We start from the raw sequence: 18,075 nt of genomic DNA on the forward strand, positions 1-18,075 counted from the left end.
GCGGATGGTTCCGCCAACCCGCACCACGCCGTCGGTGACATCGCCTGCCGGCATGAGTTCGACGTCGGACGCCTCGCCGGGGGCGGGGGTGTAGACGCGCGAAGCAACCGGAACGCGATGTGCGGTGCTCATCGGGTCAGCGTACGCCGCCCATGAGCTTCTTGATCGCCGGGGAGGCGACCGCCAGGCCCACAGCCAGCAGCATTGCGGTTCCGCCGATGCCGATGAAGTAGGGCAGCTCGTCCTGCGGGTTGTACAGACCGGACAGGATGCCGGCCAGGGTGGTGCCCAGGGACACGGAGAGGAAGAACAGTGCCACCATCTGGGTGTGGAAGGCCTTCGGCGCCAGCTTGGTGGTCACAGACAGGCCGATGGGGGAGAGGAACAGCTCTGCAAGCGTGAACAGAAGCAGGATTCCGACCAGGGCCAGCAGAGGGGTCTTGCCACCGCCGGCCAGCGGAATGAAGGCCAGGAACGCAAGGCCCATCACGAACAGGCCGATCGAGAACTTCAGGGCCGAACCGGGCTGCTTGCGGCCGAGCCGGGTCCAGAGGGCGGCCATGATGCCGGCGAAAATGATGATGAACACCGGGTTGATGGACTGGACCCAGGCGGCAGGCATTTCCCAGCCGAACAGGTTCCGGTCCAGCTTCTCCTCCGAGTACACGGCGATGAAGGTGAACTGCTGCTGGAACAGGGCCCAGAACGCGGCGGAGGCGATGTACAGCGGGATGAATGCTGCGACCCGTCCGCGCTCGGTGGGGGTGACCTTCTTGCTGCTGAAGATCAGCGCGAAGTACAGCACCGACGCGCCGATTGCGGCGTAGGCCATGGACATGGCCAGGTTTTCGGCGTTCACCGTGCCGGTCACGAGCAGCACGGCGATGATCAGGGCGATGCCGGCGAAGACGAGGCCGTAGCGGGTGCGCTGGGCGGCCGGGAGCGGGTTCGGTACCCGGTGTGCTTCTTCGGGCAGCTTCTTGCGGCCCAGCGAGTAGATGACAAGGCCAATGGCCATGCCGACGGCGGCAGCGCCGAAGCCCCAGTGGAAGCCCTGGCTTTCCTGCAGCCAGCCGGTGACCAGCGGCCCGATCAGCGCACCGGCGTTTATGCCCATGTAGAAGATGGAGAACCCGGCGTCGCGGCGTTCGTCCTTCTCCCCATACAGGCTGCCGACGAGGGCGGTGGCATTGGCCTTTAGGCCGCCGGAGCCGACGCCCACCAGCACCAGTCCGGCGATCAGGCCGGGTATGCCGGGCACGAGTGCCAGCCCGATGTGGCCGGCCATGATCAGGACGGCCGCGCCGAACAGCACCCGCTCGGACCCGAAGAGCCGGTCCGCGAGCCAGGCGCCGAGGATTGTGGAGAGGTAAACGCCGCCACCGTAGGCGCCGACGAGGCCGGCCGCCAAAGCTTGTGGGATCTCAAGGCCGCCCTGGGCAGCCGTGAAGTACATGTAGTAAAGGAGGATCCCCTGCATTCCGTAGAAGGAGAAGCGCTCCCACATCTCTACGGAGAAAAGGCTGGCCAGCATCTTTGGGTGGCCAAAAAACGAGGTGTCGCCCGGTGTTTTGGTGGGGGGACGTAACGAGGGATCGCCCGGCGTTATAGCGGGGGGATTGGATAAATGAGTTGTGCTCATTTACTTAATGGTGACATTGTGACGCGCGATTGTCACATTCGAGCAGGCCCGAGGCAAGCAGCCCGGATGGTGTTTTGCCTCTCTTTCGCCTCTCTTTCCGCCGGTTTCGCGGGCGTTCCGGGCTGGGCGGTCGTGTCCTAGACGGGCTTGCCGGCGGGCTCCTGGGCGGGCTCGCCGGCGTCGAACATAATGATCTGCCGGATGGCGTGGCCGTCTGCCAGCTGGTCCATGGCCCGGTTGATATCGGCCAGGGCGATGCGGTCCGAGATCAGCTCCTCGACGGGCAGTTTCCCGTCCCGCCACAACTGGGCGTATTTCGGGATGTCGCGCGACGGGACGGCGGAGCCCAGGTAGCTGCCCACGATAGTCCGGGCTTCGGCGGTGACGGTCAGCGGTGCAAGCTGGGCGCGGGCCTCGGGGGAGGGCAGTCCGGCCGTGACGGTGGTGCCGCCGGGGGAGGTGGCGGCAAAAGCGGTCTCGAACGCGCGGGGATTTCCCGCGCACTCGATCACGAACCTGGCTTTGACCCCGGCGTCGAGGACCTGCTGCGGGGTGTATGTCTCGTGGGCGCCGAGGCGGCGGGCGTGAACGAGTTTCTGCTCCAGCGTGTCCACGGCGATGATCCGCGAGATTCCTTGCGAGACGGCGGTGATGAGCGCCGCCATCCCCACCCCGCCGAGGCCGACGATCATGATGCTGTCCTGCGGGCGGGGCCGGGCCGCGTTGAGCACCGCGCCGCCGCCGGTCAGCACGGCGCAGCCCAGCACTGCCGCAATGTCCGCGGGGATGTCGTCGTCCACCGGCACGGCGGAAGCGCGGTCCACGACGGCGTGGGTGGCGAAGCCTGAGACGCCCAGGTGGTGGTGGACGGGCTCGCCGTCGCGGCTCAGGAGCCGGGATCCGTGCAGCAGGGTCCCGTCGTTGTTGCTCTTGGACCCTGCCGTGCAGGGCAGCCGGCCGTCCTCGGCGCAGTTCGCGCAGTGCTCGCAGCGGGGCAGGAAGGACATGACCACCCGCTGGCCGGGCTGCAGGTCCGTGACGCCGGAACCGACCGTCACGATGCGGCCCGCGGCCTCGTGGCCCAGCAGCATGGGAACGGGCCGGACCCGGTTGCCGTCGACGACGCTCAGGTCCGAGTGGCAGATTCCGGCGGCCTCCATCCGGACAAGGATCTCGGTGGGCCCGGGAGCCGCCAGTTCCAGCTCGGAGATGCTGATCGGCCTGGACTCCGCGAAGGGGCGGGGGCTGCCGATTTCCTCAAGTACTGCACCGGTGATCTTCATCGATCCTCTTTCGCGGCCTGGTCGGGTTTGAGTGAACGATAGCCGCCTGCCGCCGCCAGCGTCCATTTGGGGGAGGGGGAGGGGGAGTGGAGGTCCGACGGCGGCCGCGGGTACGCCGTCGGGGCAAGGAATTCCCAAGATGACCCGGCAAAACTGGTGACCATGGCTGGCCGGGGCAAACTTCGTCTCCCGAACTCGGCATCGCCGCGAGCGACGGCAATGCCTTGCTCATCGGCGGCCTCTTTTGACCGGCGGCGCAGGTGGTCGAGGGCCTCAGCCGCGGCAGGCGCGCGAGGGAGGAAGTCCCAGAGCCGGCGGTTCCACAGGTTCCTGGTCGGCCTGGCGGTTTGTGCCCTGATGCTCGCAGACGTTGTGCCTGCGCAAGGTGCAACGACCATCCACACCCTTCACGTGTTCCTCGCTGTCGGGCAGTCGAACATGTCCGGGCGGGGGCTTCCTGTCGGTGGCACGGCAGACGCCGCGGAACCGCGCATATTTCAGTACGGAGCGAAGACCCGCACATTCCGGCCTGCCACGGTACCGCTGGACATGCACGACACTCCCAGTGGTCTTTCACCCGCGACAACCATGGCCCGGGAGTACTTGAAAACCCAGCCGGCCGACGTCGGAGTCCTCATCATCCCCGCGGCCCACGGCGACACGAGCTTCACCAGCGCGCCTGGGAAGCTGACCTGGTCCGTCGGTGCGGCCTCCGCCCCGGCGTACGACCTGCCGGCGCTCGCCGTGAAGCAGACGTTGAGCGGCATCGCAGCGGGGAAAGCGGCCGGGTACGCGGTGGTCCTCAAGGGGATCCTCTGGCACCAGGGCGAGGGCAACTCCGCCATGACCACCGCCATGTACAGCACGAGCCTGGACAACCTCATTGCCTACTTCCGCGGCCGGCTGTCCGCGCCGAAACTGCCCTTTGTCGTGGGACGCATGACGCCGGAAAGCATTGCTGGTGTGCCGGGCCGGGCCAACGTGGACAAGAGCCACTACCAAACCCCAGACCGCGTAGCCTATACGGGCTTCGCGCCCTCCCTTCCCTGCGGCCTGAACCCGGGAGACTCCACCCATTTTTCCCGGGTCGGCATCGAATACCTGGGACGGACCTATTTTGCCGCGTATCGGCAGGCGATCGCGAACACCCAGGCGTCGCCAATCGCCACCCCGGCCCTCAGCGTGCCCAACTGCGCGGGCCGGGCCATTGCCATGGACCCAACACGATTCCTGGACACCAGGATTTGGCCGGGCCGGGTGGCAGCGGGCAAGTCGGTAACTTTCCGCGTCGCCGGCGTCCGCGGCATACCGGCGAATGCATCCGCAGTCGCCGTGAACCTGACGGCGACCTCGGCGACGTCGTCCGGCGTCATCACCGCCTATGCCTCCGGGACATCCAAACCGGGCACCTCGAACTTGAACTATGTTGCGGGGCAGACTGTTTCCAGCCTCGCCATGGTCCCGCTTGGCACCGACGGCCGGCTGACCCTGACCAACACCTCGTCCGGGACCGTGCATCTGATCGCCGATGTGTCTGCGTACTTCCATGACGGCACACCGACAGCGCCGGGCGTTTTCAGTGCCGTCAAGCCCACCCGGCTGTTGGACACGGGTTCCTCCTCCGGGGCCGTCGCCGGCGGACGGACGGTGACCTTCAAAGCCGGCGGCACGACGGGTATCCCGGCCAATGCGTCGGCGGTGGTCCTGAGAATCACGGCATTCGGGACGAAGTCGCTCGGCTACCTGACCGCCTACGCCACGGGGTCCCCGATGCCGAGCACTTCCAATTTGAACTACTCCGCGGGACAGACCCTGTCCAACGGTGTTGTGGTTCCCGTCGGGACCGACGGGAAAGTGACGGTGGCAAATACGTCGTCCGGATCGGCACAGATCATCGCAGACGTCACCGGGTACTTCCTGCCCGGCAAACCTACACAGGTAGGGGCCCTGCGGGCATGGAGCCCCACGCGGTTCCTGGACACGCGGGTCACTTCCGGCCCCGTCGCGGCGGGCGGCTCAGTCACTGTTCACGTGCGCGGCGTCAAGGGGATTCCCACCACCGTGGCCGCCGTGGTAGTCAACCTGACCGTCACCGAGTCCAAGTCCATCGGATACCTCACTGCGTTCGCCTCGGGCTCGTCCACGCCGAACGCCTCGAACCTCTCCTACCAGCGTGGTCAGGCGGCTGCTAACCTCGCAGTGGTCCCGGTGGGGCCGGACGGCAAGGTCAAGATCACGAACACCTCGAGCGGCTCGGTGCAGATCATCGCCGACGTTGCGGGCTATTTCCGAGGGTAGGGCTGCGGTCCGTTGAGGGCGTGGTGGCTGGTTTCCTGTCTCACCGGGGGACATGCCCATTCTTGGCGCCCGGGCGTGCACAAGATGGCATTATGTCCACCCGCCTCGGCCGCGGGCGGACATGTCCGTGATGAGCACTGGACATGTCCATTGCGCGGCGTGAGGGGCGGGCGGGTCCGATACGCGTCGTGCGGAATGGGCATCTCCCGACTGGTGGAGGACGGACATGTCCGGCGCCCGATGTGAGTTCCGGGCATGTCCCCTGCGCGGGGTCAGGAGTGGGCATGTCCCCGGGTGAGTGGCAGGTCCGCGGCTAGAAGCCCAATTGGGCGGCCACCTGCAGCAGGAGCCCCTCGGAGCCCATCGGCCCGATCAGCTGGATGCCCATCGGCAGGCCGGAACCAGGGGCGCCGCCGGTCCAGTGCACCGGGATGCTGATGGCCGGCAGCCCGCAGACGTTGACCATGGATGACCACGGCGCGTACTCGCACTGTTTGCGGTAGTCGCCGTCGGCGTCGCCCGCCCATTCCGCGGCCGGCCAGTAGCCTCCGCCGTGGGTCGCGCCCGTGAACCAGCCCACCGGGCGGGGTGTCTGCGCCAGGGCAGGCGTCACTATGAGGTCCCATTGGGCGTACTGGACAATCGTGTCCTGCTGGAACTGCCGGAGGAACCCGAGGGATTCGTTGAGTTTGGCTGCACTGCGCTGCTGTGCCCGCCGGCGGAAAGTCCTCGTGAGCGGCGTCAGGAGCGCCTCGCGCTGCGGCGAGATGCGCGCGCTGCCAATGCCGGCCGTCCACGCTGTGGTGAAAGCATCCGGGTAGCGGTTGTCGTAGCGAATCGCGGCTTCCATGGCCTCGTGCCCCGCCGCCTCCAGCCGCGAGATGCCGTCCGCGAGTGCGTCGAGCGCCTCACTGTCCGGGATGAAGGGAAACTTCGCTTGCCACGGGCTGTCGAGACTTATGCCGATCCTCAGCGGGCGGGGCTCCCTGGCGGTCAGCTCGAGGTAGCTGGCGTGCGCCCGGCCGCCCATGCCCGGACCGCCCGCACCCTGTCCGCCCGCACCCTGATTGTCCGGGCCCGGCACCAGGGCATCCAGCAGCAGCGCGGCGTCGGCGGCGGAGCGGGCGAGCGGTCCGGCAACCACGAGCTGCGCGGGATCGCCCGAGCTTTCCCCGGCCGGCACCAGCCCACGTCCGGGCTTCAACCCGACCAGCCCGCATGCCGCGGCAGGGATCCGCACGGAGCCCCCGCCGTCGGACCCTGGGGCGAACGGCAACAGCCCCGCGGCCACCGCGGCAGCGCTGCCGCCCGAGGAGCCGCCCGAACTGCGGCTGAGTGCATACGGATTGCGCGACGGCGGGGCGATCCGGTTCTCGCTGTAGGCGGTCAGGCCGAACTCCGGGACCTGTGTCTTGCCCAGCGAGAGGACCCCGGCGGCCTTGAGCGCGGCGGGAACTGCGCCGTCGGCCAGGGCCGGCTTGCGTTCCAGGGCCGCGCTTCCATGCGTGGTGACGACCCCTGCCACATCCGTCAGGTCCTTGAAGGCGACCGGCATTCCATGCAGCGGGACCAAGGCGCCGCCGTTGCGGCTCCGGAGGGCGTAGCGCCGGTCAGCTGCCGTGGCGTCTTTCCGCGCCTGTTCCGCGGTGACCGTGATGAAGGCACCGAGGTGCGGGTTCTGGGCTTCGATCCTGTCCAGGAAATGATCGGCGGTGGCCCTGGCGGACAGCTCCCCGGAACGGAGCGCATCGCGGAGCTCGACGGCGGAGAGTTCGTGGATTTCAGCCAAGGAGGCGGGACTCCGGCCGTACCTGGGGCCGCGCGGGCCGGCTAGCCGGGGGACATGCCCATTCCTGGGTCCGGCGGAAGGCCACGTTGGCATCATGCCCAGCGCGCGCGGCCAGGGCAGGGCATGTCCCGTGGCGCGGGCCGCGGACCGGCCGCTCCGCGGGGTGTTCGGCAGCCATGAGGTCTCCTTTGCGGTCCCCAGAAGCGTAACGTGCCGCCAGCGGGGGTGCGGTGCCAGCGGCGGGGGATACGCTGGGATCGGAGCTTGAATTCTGCGGAAAGGGTCAACATGAGCGACTTCCAGAGCGTAAGCGTGTCTGGCATCCCCGATGGCGCCAAGATCGTCGACGTCCGCGAGGACTATGAGTGGGCTGCGGGCCACGCCGAGGGTGCCCTGCACATTCCCATGGACCAGTTGCCCTCCCGGATTGAGGAGCTGGACCCGGACGAGGACGTCTACGTCATCTGCCGCACCGGCGGCCGCTCCTTCCGGGCCACCCAGTGGCTGGTCGGAATGGGATATTCCGCCGTGAATGTGGCCGGCGGCATGGACCAGTGGGTTGAGACCGGCATGCCGCTGGTGTCCGACAACGGCCTCAAACCGGTTGTCCTGTAACTGAAGAAGGAAGAACTGATGCCCGCACCGACGCTCACCTACACATTCCTCGGACCCGAGGGCACCTTCACCGAAGCGGCCCTGATGCAGGTCCCGGACGCGGCGGAGGCCATCCGCATCCCGTCCTCGAATGTGAACACGGCGCTGGACAAGGTGCGGGACGGCTCCGCCGATGCGGCCATGGTACCGATCGAAAACTCGGTCGAGGGCGGGGTCACCGCCACCCTCGACGCCATCGCCACCGGCCAGGAACTCAGGATCCTCCGGGAGGCCCTGGTGCCCATCAGCTTCGTCCTGATGGCCAGGCCCGGCGTGGCGCTCGGAGACATCCGGCGCGTCTCCACCCACGGCCATGCCTGGGCCCAGTGCAGGCTCTGGGTGGACGCCAATATTCCCAATGCGGAATACATCCCCGGTTCTTCCACTGCCGCTGCCGCCATGGGCTTGCTGGATGGTGACGGCGCCCACTACGACGCCGCGATCTGCGCCCCGATCGTGGCCACCGAGCAGCCGGGCCTGAAGGTGTTGGCGGAAAACATCGGCGACAACCCCGGAGCCGTCACCCGGTTCGTGCTGGTGGGCCGCCCGGGCGAACTGCCGGCCCCCACCGGAGCCGACAAGACCACTGTCGTGGTGCCGCTGCCCGAAGACCGGCCGGGTGCGCTGATGGAGATCCTGGACCAGTTCGCCACCCGCGGCGTGAACCTGAGCCGGATCGAATCCCGGCCCACCGGGCAGTACCTGGGCCACTATTTCTTCAGCATTGACGCCGACGGCCATGTCGCCGACGCCCGGGTGGCCGACGCGCTCGCGGGTCTTCACCGGATCAGCCCGGCCACCCGCTTCCTCGGGTCCTACCAGCGTGCCGACGGCCACCGGACCAGCGTCGCGCCGCATACCTCCGACCAGGCATTCCGCGCCGCGCATGCGTGGGTGAAAGACATACTGGGGGGCGCATCTGCTGTGCCGGAATATACCCCGGGGGCTTCGCCCAGAGCGTAGGCAAATGCCATATGGCGCACTTCCACCCCCTCCCAACTGTGCGTATGCTTGCCTGATCCATATTGGGGAATTCCCCTACGGGAGGGAGCGGGTCATGTCAGGCACCAGCACAGAAAATGACGGCCAGGGAATGATTGTCAATCCCAAGCCGACAGCTGAAAATCAGGACTGGGACGGCGACGACGCCGACCGCGCGGACCGCCTGCGCTTCGAAGAGGAGCAGGCAATGATCCGTGAGCAGTCCGAAGCCCGGGCCGCCAAGGCTGCGGCCGAGGCGAAGAAGGCGGCAGAGGCCAAGAAGGCCGCCAGCGCCTAGTCCCTCGCTCCTGGCGCGCTGCAGTGGCGCGCTCCAGCCGCCGTCGGCCTAGCGGCCTTCGGTGCCGTCCTTGACCCTCACCAGCAGGGATCCCGGGTCCACCTCGACGGTGACCATCGTGGCCTCGCCGGAAGGATCGCCGTCGACCTGGGTGGGCATAGGTTCCGGGCACCGGATAGTGATCTTGCCGCACCGGTAATACGTCATGACCGGCAGGTCCTTCTTGTGCTTCAGGACGATCTTTGTGTACATGGCCAGCCAGCCGATCGCACTGCGCGGGCTCATCACCACCACGTCCAGCATCCCGTCATCGATCATGGCCTGCGGGATGAAGTCGATTCCCCCGGGGATCAGGCCGCAGTTCGCGAACAGGACGCTGCGGATCTTCCGGGCCTGCTCAGGCTGGCCATCCAGCGCGATGGAGACCTTCTTGCGGCGCCCCAGAAGGTGCCTGGCCCCGGCTTCCGTGTACGCCAGCCAGCCCACCGCCCTCTTCAGGCCGTCAAGGGTGTCGCTGACTACTTCGGCGTCCATGCCGATGCCTGCAATCACCAGGAACGTGTGTTGCGCTGACTCCCCGGTGAGCGAATTTTCCAGGGTGAGCCGCGCCGTATCGATGAACCGCTGGTCCCCGAACAGGGCGGCCTGCACGTTGCCGGGCAGGTCGTTGACCTCCAGATGCACATTGCGGGCCAGGAGGTTTGCGGTGCCCAGCGGGATCACGCCCATGGCGGTGTCCGTCCCGGCGAGGACCTCCGCCACCACACGCACGGTACCGTCGCCGCCGCCGGCCAGGACGACGTCGGCCCCGTAGGCCACCGCAGCCCGCGCCTGCGAGAAGCCGGGGTCCTCTGCGGTGGTTTCAAAGACGCGGGGCGCCGGCCAGCCGGCCGCCGCGCACGCTGCCTCAATCAGACCACGGGCCTCGGCAGACTTGGCCTTGATGGGGTTCAGGACCACGGCCACCTTCTGGCGGCCCGGGCCCGGGCTGTGGGTTTCCTCCCACACGGCACTGCGGGTGTGCTTGGCCTTCAGCCGGCGCACCCCCCACCAGCTGGAGACGGCAAAGACCAGGGCCCCAGCGATGACGAGGTAGAGCAGCCAGTCGCGCATTGTGATCCAACAGTATCCCGCCAGCGCATGCAGGCCGGCTTGCCGGGCAACCGTGACCGGATTGGATACTCTTGTCTGGTGATCGACGTAAAAGACCTCAGCGAAAATCCGGACAAGTTCCGTGCCAGCCAGCGCGCCCGAGGCGCCGACGAATCCGCGGTGGACGCGATCATCGCTGGGGACTCGGCCCGGCGGGCAGCCCTGATCCGGTTCGAGAACCTGCGGGCCGAGCAGAATGCGTACGGGAAGAAGGTCGCGCAGGCCAAGGGCGAGGAAAAGCAGGCCCTCCTAGCCGAGGTCAAGGCTCTGGCGGCCTCCGTCAAAGCGGCATCGGCCGAGGCCGATCTCGTCCAGGCCGCACAGGACGAACTCCTCCGGACCATCCCCAACCTGATCGAGGACGGCGTCCCGGCCGGCGGTGAGGACGACTACATTGTGGTCAAGACGGTGGGCGCGCCGCGCGAATTCCCCGACTTCGAGCCGAAGGACCACCTCGAGATCGGCGAGCTGATCGGGGCCATCGACATGGAACGCGGGGCGAAGGTTTCCGGTTCACGCTTCTACTTCCTGCGCGGCGTCGGCGCCCGGCTTGAAATGGCGCTGCTCCAGATGGCCATGGAACAGGCGATCGACGCCGGGTTCGTCCCCATGATCACGCCCACCCTGGTCCGCCCGGAAACCATGCAGGGCACCGGCTTTGACGTCAAGCACGACGCCGAGATCTACCGTCTCGCCGAAGACGACCTGTACCTCGTGGGCACCTCGGAGGTGGCCCTCGCCGGCTACCACGCCGACGAGATCCTGGACCTTTCGGCCGGCCCCATCCGCTATGCCGGCCAGAGCTCGTGCTACCGGCGCGAGGCGGGCTCGCACGGCAAGGACACCCGCGGCATCATCCGGGTCCACCAGTTCAACAAGGTGGAGATGTTCATCTACACCACGGTTGAGGACGCTGCCGCCGAGCACGCCCGCCTGCTGGCCTGGGAAGAGGAGATGCTGGCCAAGTGCGAGCTCCCGTACCGCGTCATTGACACCGCCGCCGGCGATCTGGGCAATTCCGCGGCCCGGAAGTTTGACTGTGAGGCCTGGGTCCCCACCCAGGGCGCATACCGGGAGCTGACCTCGACGTCGAACTGCACCACGTTCCAGGCGCGCCGGCTGAACATCCGGGAACGGGTTCTGAACGAGGACGGCGCGCCCAAGGGCACGCGGGCGGTCGCCACGCTCAACGGCACCCTGGCCACCACCCGCTGGATCGTCGCCATCCTGGAGCACCACCAGAACCCCGACGGCTCCGTCAACGTCCCCGCCGCCCTGCAGAAGTACCTCGGCGGCATGACGGTTTTCCCCGTCCTCTAACCCCGGTCCCGACCCCAGCCAGGCCTCCGATGGCCGCCGGGTAAACGCCCACAACAAGGACATTATGTGGGTGTTTACCGCAAGTTCACGCCTTGCTGTGGCGTGTGTCCTAGCGGCAGTCGGGGGTCTCTGCTCTACTTGTGAGATGACAACAATGACTGAATCCTCAGTCGCCGGCAACGATGACCGGCGCACCACACACCAGAACATGACAGACCAGAACACGACAGACCAGAACACGGCGGCCCCGGCCAGCGCGGCCCGGGTGGGAAACTCCCGGAACCGAGCCGGCGACAAGATGCTGATCGCCCTGGACGTCGATGGCACCCTTGTGGACCACGACGGGCACATGTCGGTTCCTGTCCGCGAGGCCGCCCAGGCCGTGGTGGCCGCAGGCCACCACGTCATGATCGCGACGGGCCGCTCCCTCAACGCCACATTGCCCGTCATCGAACACATCGGGATCGAGAACGGTTACGCCGTGTGCTCCAACGGCGGTGTGATCCTGCGCGTCGACTCCGGACTGCCCGAGGGCTACGAAATCCTCCACAAGGCAACGTTTGACCCCGGGCCGGTCCTTCGCGCGCTGCGCAAGCGGCTGCCCTCGGCCAAGTACGCGCTCGAGGACGGCGACGGCAACTTCCTGTCCACAGAACGCTTCCAGGACGCCAGCTTCGGCGTCGAAGCGGTCGGCGTCGACTTCCAGACCATGCTGGAGGCAACCGCCGTGCGCGTGGTGGTCTTCAGCACGGAGAATACGCCCGAAGAATTCAACACCGCGATCCGCCACATCGGGCTCGCCGGCGTCACATATTCGGTGGGCTGGACGGCATGGCTGGACATCGCCGCTGCCGGTGTCACGAAGGCCAGCGCACTGGAACAGCTTCGCGACCGGCTCAGCATAGAAACGCACCGTACTGTCGCCGTCGGCGACGGCCGCAATGACATCGAGATGCTGACCTGGGCGCGCCGCGGCGTGGCCATGGGCCAGGCCCCCGTTGAGGTGATTGCCGCCGCTGACGAAGTGACGAAATCGGTCTACGACGACGGCGCCGCGCACGTGCTTCGCAGCCTCCTCTAAGGCCTCAGGGCGCGGCAAACGGTCGGGCGGTTCCGAGGAGGGGCCGGGACGGGCTAGCGGACGTCGAGGATGAGGCTCAGGAGCCGCGCCGCAGCGGGCCGGGCCGCGTGCTCTTCGTTCCACTGGGACCGGGCCACGGCCTTGCTCACGGCCTGGGTGGTGATCCCGAGTTCCTCTGCGACCGCCTTCTGCTGACCCCGCACCCCCGGGGTGAGCAGGTCCAGTACCCGCCATTCCGCCTGGCTGCGGTCGTGCACAATGTGGCCCAGGAGGCGCAGCACGGCTTCCGCCTCTGCGGAAAGATCGGCCAGCGGGCCCTCCACGGCCACCCGGACGCGGTCCTTGTGGTTCCGGAGACGATCCACCGCGCGCCGGGCATAGACCAGCCCGTGCCCGGAGGCGTCCTTGATCTGGTTCGGCAGGGGTTCATTGACCGGGCCCACGCCAATGCCCACGTACCAGCTGCCGCTGCGCAGGGCGATCATGGCCGCTTCCACCGTCTGATGCGGACAGTCCAGGATCCCTTGGACCTCATCCTCGACGGAACGATCGAAATCAAGGCGCGCCGGAATGTGCCGCAGGTCCTTGAGGAGCTGCGGCACGCGGTCGCCGTCGCGCCGGCTGTCGGTTTGATTGATGGTCAGCGTGAACATTCTGGATGACACACTACCTGCTGGCACTTGCGGGGCAAGTTGCCGGCGGCCGGTGACGGACCGGGGTTGTGCCCCGTCCGCCGAACGTGTTGCGATGGACCAAATGTGCCGACGCAGGACCCACGAGACGAGGATCCCAGTGAGCAGTGACGTGAATGGAACCACCCGCGCACAGATGCCGGCCGACGGCCCGGCCCTGGACAATGCGGTCCTGGACACAGGGATCCTGGACACCGCGGGCCTGGACCTGGTGGACCGCTGGTGGCGGGCGGCGAACTACGTCTCGGTGGGGCAAATCTACCTCCGGTCCAATCCGCTGCTGCGCGAACCCCTCCGCGCGGAACACACGAAGTCCAGGCTCCTTGGTCACTGGGGGACCACACCTGGACTGAATTTTGTCTATGCCCACCTGAACCGGGCTATCCGCCGGGACAGCCAGCAGATGCTCTTCATCGCCGGTCCCGGCCATGGCGGCCCCGCGGTGGTCGCCAACGCCTGGCTGGAGGGGACCTATTCGGAAATTTACGGCCACGTTGGTGACGACGAAGCCGGCCTGTCCGAGCTGTTCAGGCAGTTCTCCTACCCCGGTGGCATTCCAAGCCACGCCTCCCCGGAGACCCCCGGTTCGATCAGCGAAGGCGGCGAGCTCGGCTACTCGCTGGCACACGCGTATGGGTCTGTCTTCGACAACCCGGACCTGATCACGGCCGTCGTCATCGGTGACGGCGAAGCAGAGACCGGGCCGCTGGCTGCCAGCTGGCATTCGCACAACTTCCTGAACCCGGCGGCCGACGGCGCTGTGCTGCCCATCCTGCACCTCAACGGTTACAAGATCGCCAACCCCACGATTTTGGCCCGTATGCCCGAGGACCAGCTGGAACAGCTGCTGCGCGGCTACGGGCACGTCCCCCATTTCGTCACCGTGGCCGATCCGGCCGACACAGCCGCGGCGCACCGGGATTTCGCGGCCGCACTGGACGCCTGCCTGGCCGGGATCCGGACCATCCAGCAGCGCCACCGCAGCGGCACTGCGCAGGACGGCACTGCTCAGGAGGGTGCTGCGAAGTGGCCCATGATCGTGCTCCGTTCGCCCAAGGGCTGGACCGGGCCCAAGACGGTGGACGGGGAGCAGGTGGAGGGCACCTGGCGCAGCCACCAGGTTCCGCTGAACGAGGTCCGCACCAATCCTGGGCACCTGAGCCAGCTGCAGCAGTGGCTCGAGTCCTACCGGCCGGCGGAACTCTTCGACGACCGCGGACGCCTGAGGCCGGAGACGGCCAGGAACGCCCCGGCCGGTGCGCTGCGGATGAGCGCAACCCCCCATGCCAACGGCGGGATCCTGCTGCGCCCGCTCAACCTGCCGGACTACCGCCGGCACGCCGTCGACGTCGCCGAGCCCGGCATCGAAAGGATCAGCCCCATGGTGACGCTCGGCCCCTGGCTGCGCGACGTCATTGCGCTGAACCCCGAGACCTTCCGGCTCTTCGGCCCCGACGAGACGGCATCGAACCGGCTGCAGGACGTCTACGAGGCCACCGACAAGGTCTGGCAGTACAGGATTGATGCGCTGGATGAGCATATTGCCCGCGCCGGGCGGGTAATGGAAGTCCTCAGCGAACACCTCTGCCAGGGCTGGCTGGAGGGATATCTGCTGACGGGACGGCACGGGGTGTTCAACTGCTACGAGGCGTTCATTCACATCATCGATTCGATGTTCAACCAGCACGCCAAATGGCTCAAAGTCCACCGGCAGCTGCCGTGGCGCCAGCCCGTGGCGTCACTGAACTACCTCTTGTCCTCCCACGTGTGGCAGCAGGACCACAACGGCTTTTCGCACCAGGACCCCGGCTTCATCGACCACGCCGTGAACAAGAAGGCCGAAATCATCCGGGTCTACCTGCCCCCGGACGCCAACACGCTTCTGGCCGTGATGGAGCATTGCCTGGCCTCCCGCGACTACGTCAACATCGTGGTCAGCGGCAAGCAGCCCTCGCCAACCTGGCTCGGGCCCGACGCGGCCTCGCACCATTGCCGCCGGGGCCTGGGCATCTGGGAGTTCGCCGGCTCCGAAGTCGCCGGTGAGGAGCCCGACGTCGTCCTTGCCTGCGCCGGCGACGTCCCCACGGTCGAAACCGTCGCCGCGGCCGAGCTCCTGAAGCAGGGGGCGCCCGGGCTGAAAGTGCGGGTGGTCAACGTCGTGGACCTCATGCGGCTCCAGGACGCCAGCGAGCACCCGCACGGGCTGACGGCCCGGGACTTCGACGGCATCTTCACGGCGGACAAACCGGTGATCTTCGCCTATCACGGCTACCCCGCGCTGATCCACCGGCTCACCTACCGGCGCACCAACCGGGAGGGCCTGCATGTTCGCGGCTACAAGGAGGAAGGCACCACCACGACCCCCTTCGACATGGCCATGCTGAACGGAATCGACCGCTTCCAGCTGGCAATTGACGCGATCGACCGGGTCCCCGGACTGGCCGGGAGGCACTCGCTGCTGCGCCAGTCCCTGCAGGACAGCCGCATGCGGGCCCGCGACCACACCCGGGAGCACGGCGAGGACCCGGCGGAGATCAGCAGCTGGTCGCTGCGGATTTGAGCAGCGCCCGCCCGGGACTAGCCCGGGAGCTCCTGCAGCCCGCCCCGGGGCAGATGGATCCAGCCTTCGGTCAAGGCAGCCGCGGCGTGCCCGGGCCCGGGCCGCAGCGTCGCGCCGACGGCGACGGCCCGCGCGGACAGGGCGGCGATGAGGGCATCGAACATGTCATCGGACGCCGCAAGATCGGCCCGGTACTCCGCCAGGTCCAGCCACGGCGCCTTCACGGCCAGATCCGCCACCGCTGAGGACAGCTTTTCCGCCTCCGGCGCCCCGCGCCCCTTGTAGCCGCGGGCATGGATCCCCCAGAGCTTCAGCGACGCCGCCGGGTACACCTCGGCAAGCCGGCCGCTGCCGTCCCTGGCCTGCGGCCCGTACTCCCTTGCGATCTTCGCCTGGATCACCGCGCAACGCATCGCCGGGTGGGCCAGCCGGTCCGCGGAGACGCTGAGCGGGATCAGGCCGGTGTTGCCGGTGACGAAACGGTCGGTGTCGCGGTAGGCGAGCAGCCGGCGGCCCTCGATCCCGTCATGGTCCAGCACTGGACGTGGTTCGAAGCTCAGGTGCCCGGCGATGAAGGGAAGAAACGCGTCCGGCCAGCCCAGCGGGGAATCGATCCCCGTCATGGCGCTGGTGCCGAAGAGGCGGAGGATCTCCTCGTCGCCCACGTCCAACGACAGATGCGCCAGGCGCGCCGCGCCGTGATCCCATTCGATGACGGCCGCTGCCGTCTTCTTCGCGGCGGCAGCGAGGTCGACGCCGAGAGTCCGCATCACCGCGCCCCAGCCACTTGACTGAACGCCAATCGAAAAACGCTCAACAAAAACGCGGGGTCACGTACCGCCCGTTCCGGAACCCCGGATGGGCGGTACGTGACCCCGCGCTGGAGTGCAGGAACGGTCAGTGGCCGGCTGCCGGAACGTAACGCTTGATGGAGGCTGCCAGTTCGGCTTCGGCGGCGGCACGGTCGCCCCAGCCCTCGGCCTTGACCCACTTGCCCGGCTCCAGGTCCTTGTAACGGGTAAAGAAGTGCTCGATTTCCTTGATCAGGAACTCGCTGACATCGCTGATCTCTTTGATGTGGTCGAACCGGGCATCGGTCGGGACGCACAGGACCTTGGCGTCGCCGCCGCCGTCGTCGGTCATGTTGAACACGCCGATCGGGCGGGACTCGACGATCACGCCGGGGTAGAGGTCGAAGTCCTGCAGGAGCACCAGCGCGTCCAGCGGATCCCCATCCTCACCCAGGGTGTTCTCGAAGAAACCGTAGTGGGTGGGGTACTGCATCGACGTGAACAGGACGCGGTCCAGGCGGACGCGGCCGGTCTCGTGGTCGACTTCGTACTTGACGCGCGATCCCTTGGGGATCTCGATGGTCACGTCATGCTTCATGGAATGCTCCTTGACGAATTCAGGGGGTGCGCGGCACGTGCATAAGGGCTGTCGGTGCCGCCGACTACTATTGAGGATATAGCGAGAGGCGCTGGTTTCAGGAACTAGTGGGGACATTTCAGGACTAAGGACCAGCAGCAGCATGAAACCGAGAACCAGCCGCGAGGGTACCCAGCCGGTGCCCGGCAGGGGTCGCAGGATGCCCGCGCTGCTGCTCCAGACCCTCCTCGTGGTGGCAGTGGCTGTGCCGGCCGGCATCGCCATCGCCCCGGCGTTCCTCAGCCATGACGGGTCCTCCGACGCCTCGCAGACAGCACCGCCCTGGCAGCAGATCCCCGCCACATTGAGCCCTCCCGGCAACAGTTTGGGGGCAGTCGGGCCCCTCAGCACTTCCGCGCCGGTTCCGGCCGGGGCCGCCCTCGCCGCGCAGTTGAACAAGACCCTTAGGCCCGACGGCGCCGGCACCTTCACCGGCATCGTCCAGGACGCCGCGACGGGGCAGGTCCTCTTCGACCGGGCTGCCGACGAGGCCCGCGTTCCGGCGTCGAACATGAAGCTCCTCACAGCCGGTGCGGCCCTGCGTGTCCTGGGCCCCGACCGCCGTTTCAGCACCCGCGTGCTGGCAGGGCCGACCCCCGGCTCGGTGGTCCTGACCGGCGGAGGTGATGTCCTCCTGGGCGCCGGAGAATCGGCCCCGGGCGCCGTTCTGGGCCGCGCCGGGCTGACCACGCTCGCGAAGGCCACTATCGATGCCCTCAAAGCCGGCGGCGTCACCGGCACGGTGAACGTCCTGCTGGATGACTCCCTCTTCAGCGGCCCCTCGCTCAGCCAGGCGTGGAGCCCAGAGGACGTCGCCGCCGGGGAGATGGCCCCGCTGTACCCGCTGGCGCTGAACTCCGCCAGGTTCGATCCCGCCAAGACCACCGGACCCCGCCC

The 18,075-nt window shown here is 67.7% G+C and carries 15 protein-coding genes; 8 read left to right on the top strand and 7 right to left on the bottom strand.

The genetic code is table 11. The annotated features are described in order from the left end of the window. Window positions 1–136: 136 nt before the first annotated feature. Together Y706_RS0106610 and Y706_RS0106615 are read right to left on the bottom strand one after the other, a co-directional pair. Window positions 137–1,642, bottom strand: a complete 1,506-nt coding sequence (locus Y706_RS0106610) for a peptide MFS transporter (RefSeq protein WP_216699111.1) — start codon at window positions 1,640–1,642, stop codon at window positions 137–139. A gap of 137 nt (window positions 1,643–1,779) precedes the next feature. Next, complete coding sequence (locus Y706_RS0106615) at window positions 1,780–2,925, bottom strand: alcohol dehydrogenase catalytic domain-containing protein (protein WP_028275979.1); 1,146 nt, start codon at window positions 2,923–2,925, stop codon at window positions 1,780–1,782. 357 nt (window positions 2,926–3,282) lie between these two features. Here Y706_RS0106615 and Y706_RS27420 point away from each other — a divergent pair, with 357 nt between their 5' ends. Then, on the top strand, window positions 3,283–5,223 hold the full coding sequence (locus Y706_RS27420) for a sialate O-acetylesterase (protein WP_162159063.1): 1,941 nt from the start codon (window positions 3,283–3,285) through the stop codon (window positions 5,221–5,223). A gap of 313 nt (window positions 5,224–5,536) precedes the next feature. On the opposite strand, the gene Y706_RS0106625 is transcribed toward Y706_RS27420, so the two are convergent. Continuing rightward, window positions 5,537–7,012: an amidase gene (locus tag Y706_RS0106625; protein ID WP_028275981.1), complete on the bottom strand. Its 1,476-nt coding sequence runs from the start codon at window positions 7,010–7,012 to the stop codon at window positions 5,537–5,539. A gap of 288 nt (window positions 7,013–7,300) precedes the next feature. Between Y706_RS0106625 and Y706_RS0106630 the strand changes: the two genes are divergently transcribed. From Y706_RS0106630 to Y706_RS0106640, 3 genes are all read left to right on the top strand, one after another. Further along, entirely contained in the window at window positions 7,301–7,627 is a 327-nt protein-coding gene (locus tag Y706_RS0106630; RefSeq protein WP_028275982.1) for a rhodanese-like domain-containing protein, read from the top strand. 18 nt (window positions 7,628–7,645) lie between these two features. After that, window positions 7,646–8,629 carry a prephenate dehydratase gene (pheA, locus tag Y706_RS0106635; protein WP_028275983.1) on the top strand — a complete coding sequence of 328 codons (984 nt, stop codon included), beginning with the start codon at window positions 7,646–7,648 and terminating at the stop codon, window positions 8,627–8,629. Between the two features lie 94 nt (window positions 8,630–8,723). After that, window positions 8,724–8,945: a hypothetical protein gene (locus Y706_RS0106640; RefSeq protein WP_018774949.1), complete on the top strand. Its 222-nt coding sequence runs from the start codon at window positions 8,724–8,726 to the stop codon at window positions 8,943–8,945. 48 nt (window positions 8,946–8,993) lie between these two features. Here Y706_RS0106640 and Y706_RS0106645 read toward each other — a convergent pair whose 3' ends face one another. Then, window positions 8,994–10,058, bottom strand: coding sequence for a diacylglycerol/lipid kinase family protein (locus Y706_RS0106645; protein WP_028275984.1), 1,065 nt, complete (start codon window positions 10,056–10,058; stop codon window positions 8,994–8,996). 78 nt (window positions 10,059–10,136) lie between these two features. Here Y706_RS0106645 and serS point away from each other — a divergent pair, with 78 nt between their 5' ends. Then, the gene (gene serS / locus Y706_RS0106650; protein ID WP_028275985.1) at window positions 10,137–11,417 is read left to right on the top strand and encodes a serine--tRNA ligase; all 1,281 of its coding nucleotides are present in this window, start codon (window positions 10,137–10,139) and stop codon (window positions 11,415–11,417) included. Window positions 11,418–11,562: 145 nt separating this feature from the next. Beyond that, entirely contained in the window at window positions 11,563–12,498 is a 936-nt protein-coding gene (locus tag Y706_RS0106655; RefSeq protein ID WP_028275986.1) for an HAD family hydrolase, read from the top strand. 53 nt (window positions 12,499–12,551) lie between these two features. Here Y706_RS0106655 and Y706_RS0106660 read toward each other — a convergent pair whose 3' ends face one another. Next, on the bottom strand, window positions 12,552–13,151 hold the full coding sequence (locus Y706_RS0106660; RefSeq protein WP_028275987.1) for a MarR family transcriptional regulator: 600 nt from the start codon (window positions 13,149–13,151) through the stop codon (window positions 12,552–12,554). Between the two features lie 175 nt (window positions 13,152–13,326). Between Y706_RS0106660 and Y706_RS0106665 the strand changes: the two genes are divergently transcribed. After that, window positions 13,327–15,750 (top strand): phosphoketolase family protein, encoded by a 2,424-nt coding sequence (locus tag Y706_RS0106665; protein WP_084475962.1) that lies wholly within the window; start codon window positions 13,327–13,329, stop codon window positions 15,748–15,750. A gap of 17 nt (window positions 15,751–15,767) precedes the next feature. On the opposite strand, the gene Y706_RS0106670 is transcribed toward Y706_RS0106665, so the two are convergent. Both Y706_RS0106670 and Y706_RS0106675 read right to left on the bottom strand, forming a co-directional pair. After that, complete coding sequence (locus Y706_RS0106670) at window positions 15,768–16,520, bottom strand: DUF429 domain-containing protein (protein ID WP_028275989.1); 753 nt, start codon at window positions 16,518–16,520, stop codon at window positions 15,768–15,770. A gap of 127 nt (window positions 16,521–16,647) precedes the next feature. Continuing rightward, complete coding sequence (locus Y706_RS0106675; protein ID WP_018774943.1) at window positions 16,648–17,139, bottom strand: inorganic diphosphatase; 492 nt, start codon at window positions 17,137–17,139, stop codon at window positions 16,648–16,650. Between the two features lie 199 nt (window positions 17,140–17,338). Between Y706_RS0106675 and Y706_RS23985 the strand changes: the two genes are divergently transcribed. Beyond that, on the top strand, window positions 17,339–18,075 hold a 737-nt coding region (locus Y706_RS23985; protein WP_173403057.1), incomplete at its 3' end, for a D-alanyl-D-alanine carboxypeptidase.

The organism is Arthrobacter sp. I3 (assembly GCF_000520575.1).
Taxonomy (GTDB): Bacteria; Actinomycetota; Actinomycetes; order Actinomycetales; family Micrococcaceae; genus Arthrobacter; species Arthrobacter humicola_A.

Excerpts from the sequence above, each read along its gene's own strand:
- Y706_RS0106610 (WP_216699111.1), bottom strand. The coding sequence starts at position 1,642 with ATGAGCACAACTCATTTATCCAATCCCCCCGCTATAACGCCGGGCGAT.
- Y706_RS0106615 (WP_028275979.1), bottom strand. The coding sequence starts at position 2,925 with ATGAAGATCACCGGTGCAGTACTTGAGGAAATCGGCAGCCCCCGCCCC.
- Y706_RS27420 (WP_162159063.1), top strand. The coding sequence starts at position 3,283 with ATGCTCGCAGACGTTGTGCCTGCGCAAGGTGCAACGACCATCCACACC.
- Y706_RS0106630 (WP_028275982.1), top strand. The coding sequence starts at position 7,301 with ATGAGCGACTTCCAGAGCGTAAGCGTGTCTGGCATCCCCGATGGCGCC.
- pheA (WP_028275983.1), top strand. The coding sequence starts at position 7,646 with ATGCCCGCACCGACGCTCACCTACACATTCCTCGGACCCGAGGGCACC.
- Y706_RS0106640 (WP_018774949.1), top strand. The coding sequence starts at position 8,724 with ATGTCAGGCACCAGCACAGAAAATGACGGCCAGGGAATGATTGTCAAT.
- Y706_RS0106645 (WP_028275984.1), bottom strand. The coding sequence starts at position 10,058 with ATGCGCGACTGGCTGCTCTACCTCGTCATCGCTGGGGCCCTGGTCTTT.
- Y706_RS0106655 (WP_028275986.1), top strand. The coding sequence starts at position 11,563 with ATGACAACAATGACTGAATCCTCAGTCGCCGGCAACGATGACCGGCGC.
- Y706_RS0106660 (WP_028275987.1), bottom strand. The coding sequence starts at position 13,151 with ATGTTCACGCTGACCATCAATCAAACCGACAGCCGGCGCGACGGCGAC.
- Y706_RS0106665 (WP_084475962.1), top strand. The coding sequence starts at position 13,327 with ATGCCGGCCGACGGCCCGGCCCTGGACAATGCGGTCCTGGACACAGGG.
- Y706_RS0106670 (WP_028275989.1), bottom strand. The coding sequence starts at position 16,520 with ATGCGGACTCTCGGCGTCGACCTCGCTGCCGCCGCGAAGAAGACGGCA.
- Y706_RS0106675 (WP_018774943.1), bottom strand. The coding sequence starts at position 17,139 with ATGAAGCATGACGTGACCATCGAGATCCCCAAGGGATCGCGCGTCAAG.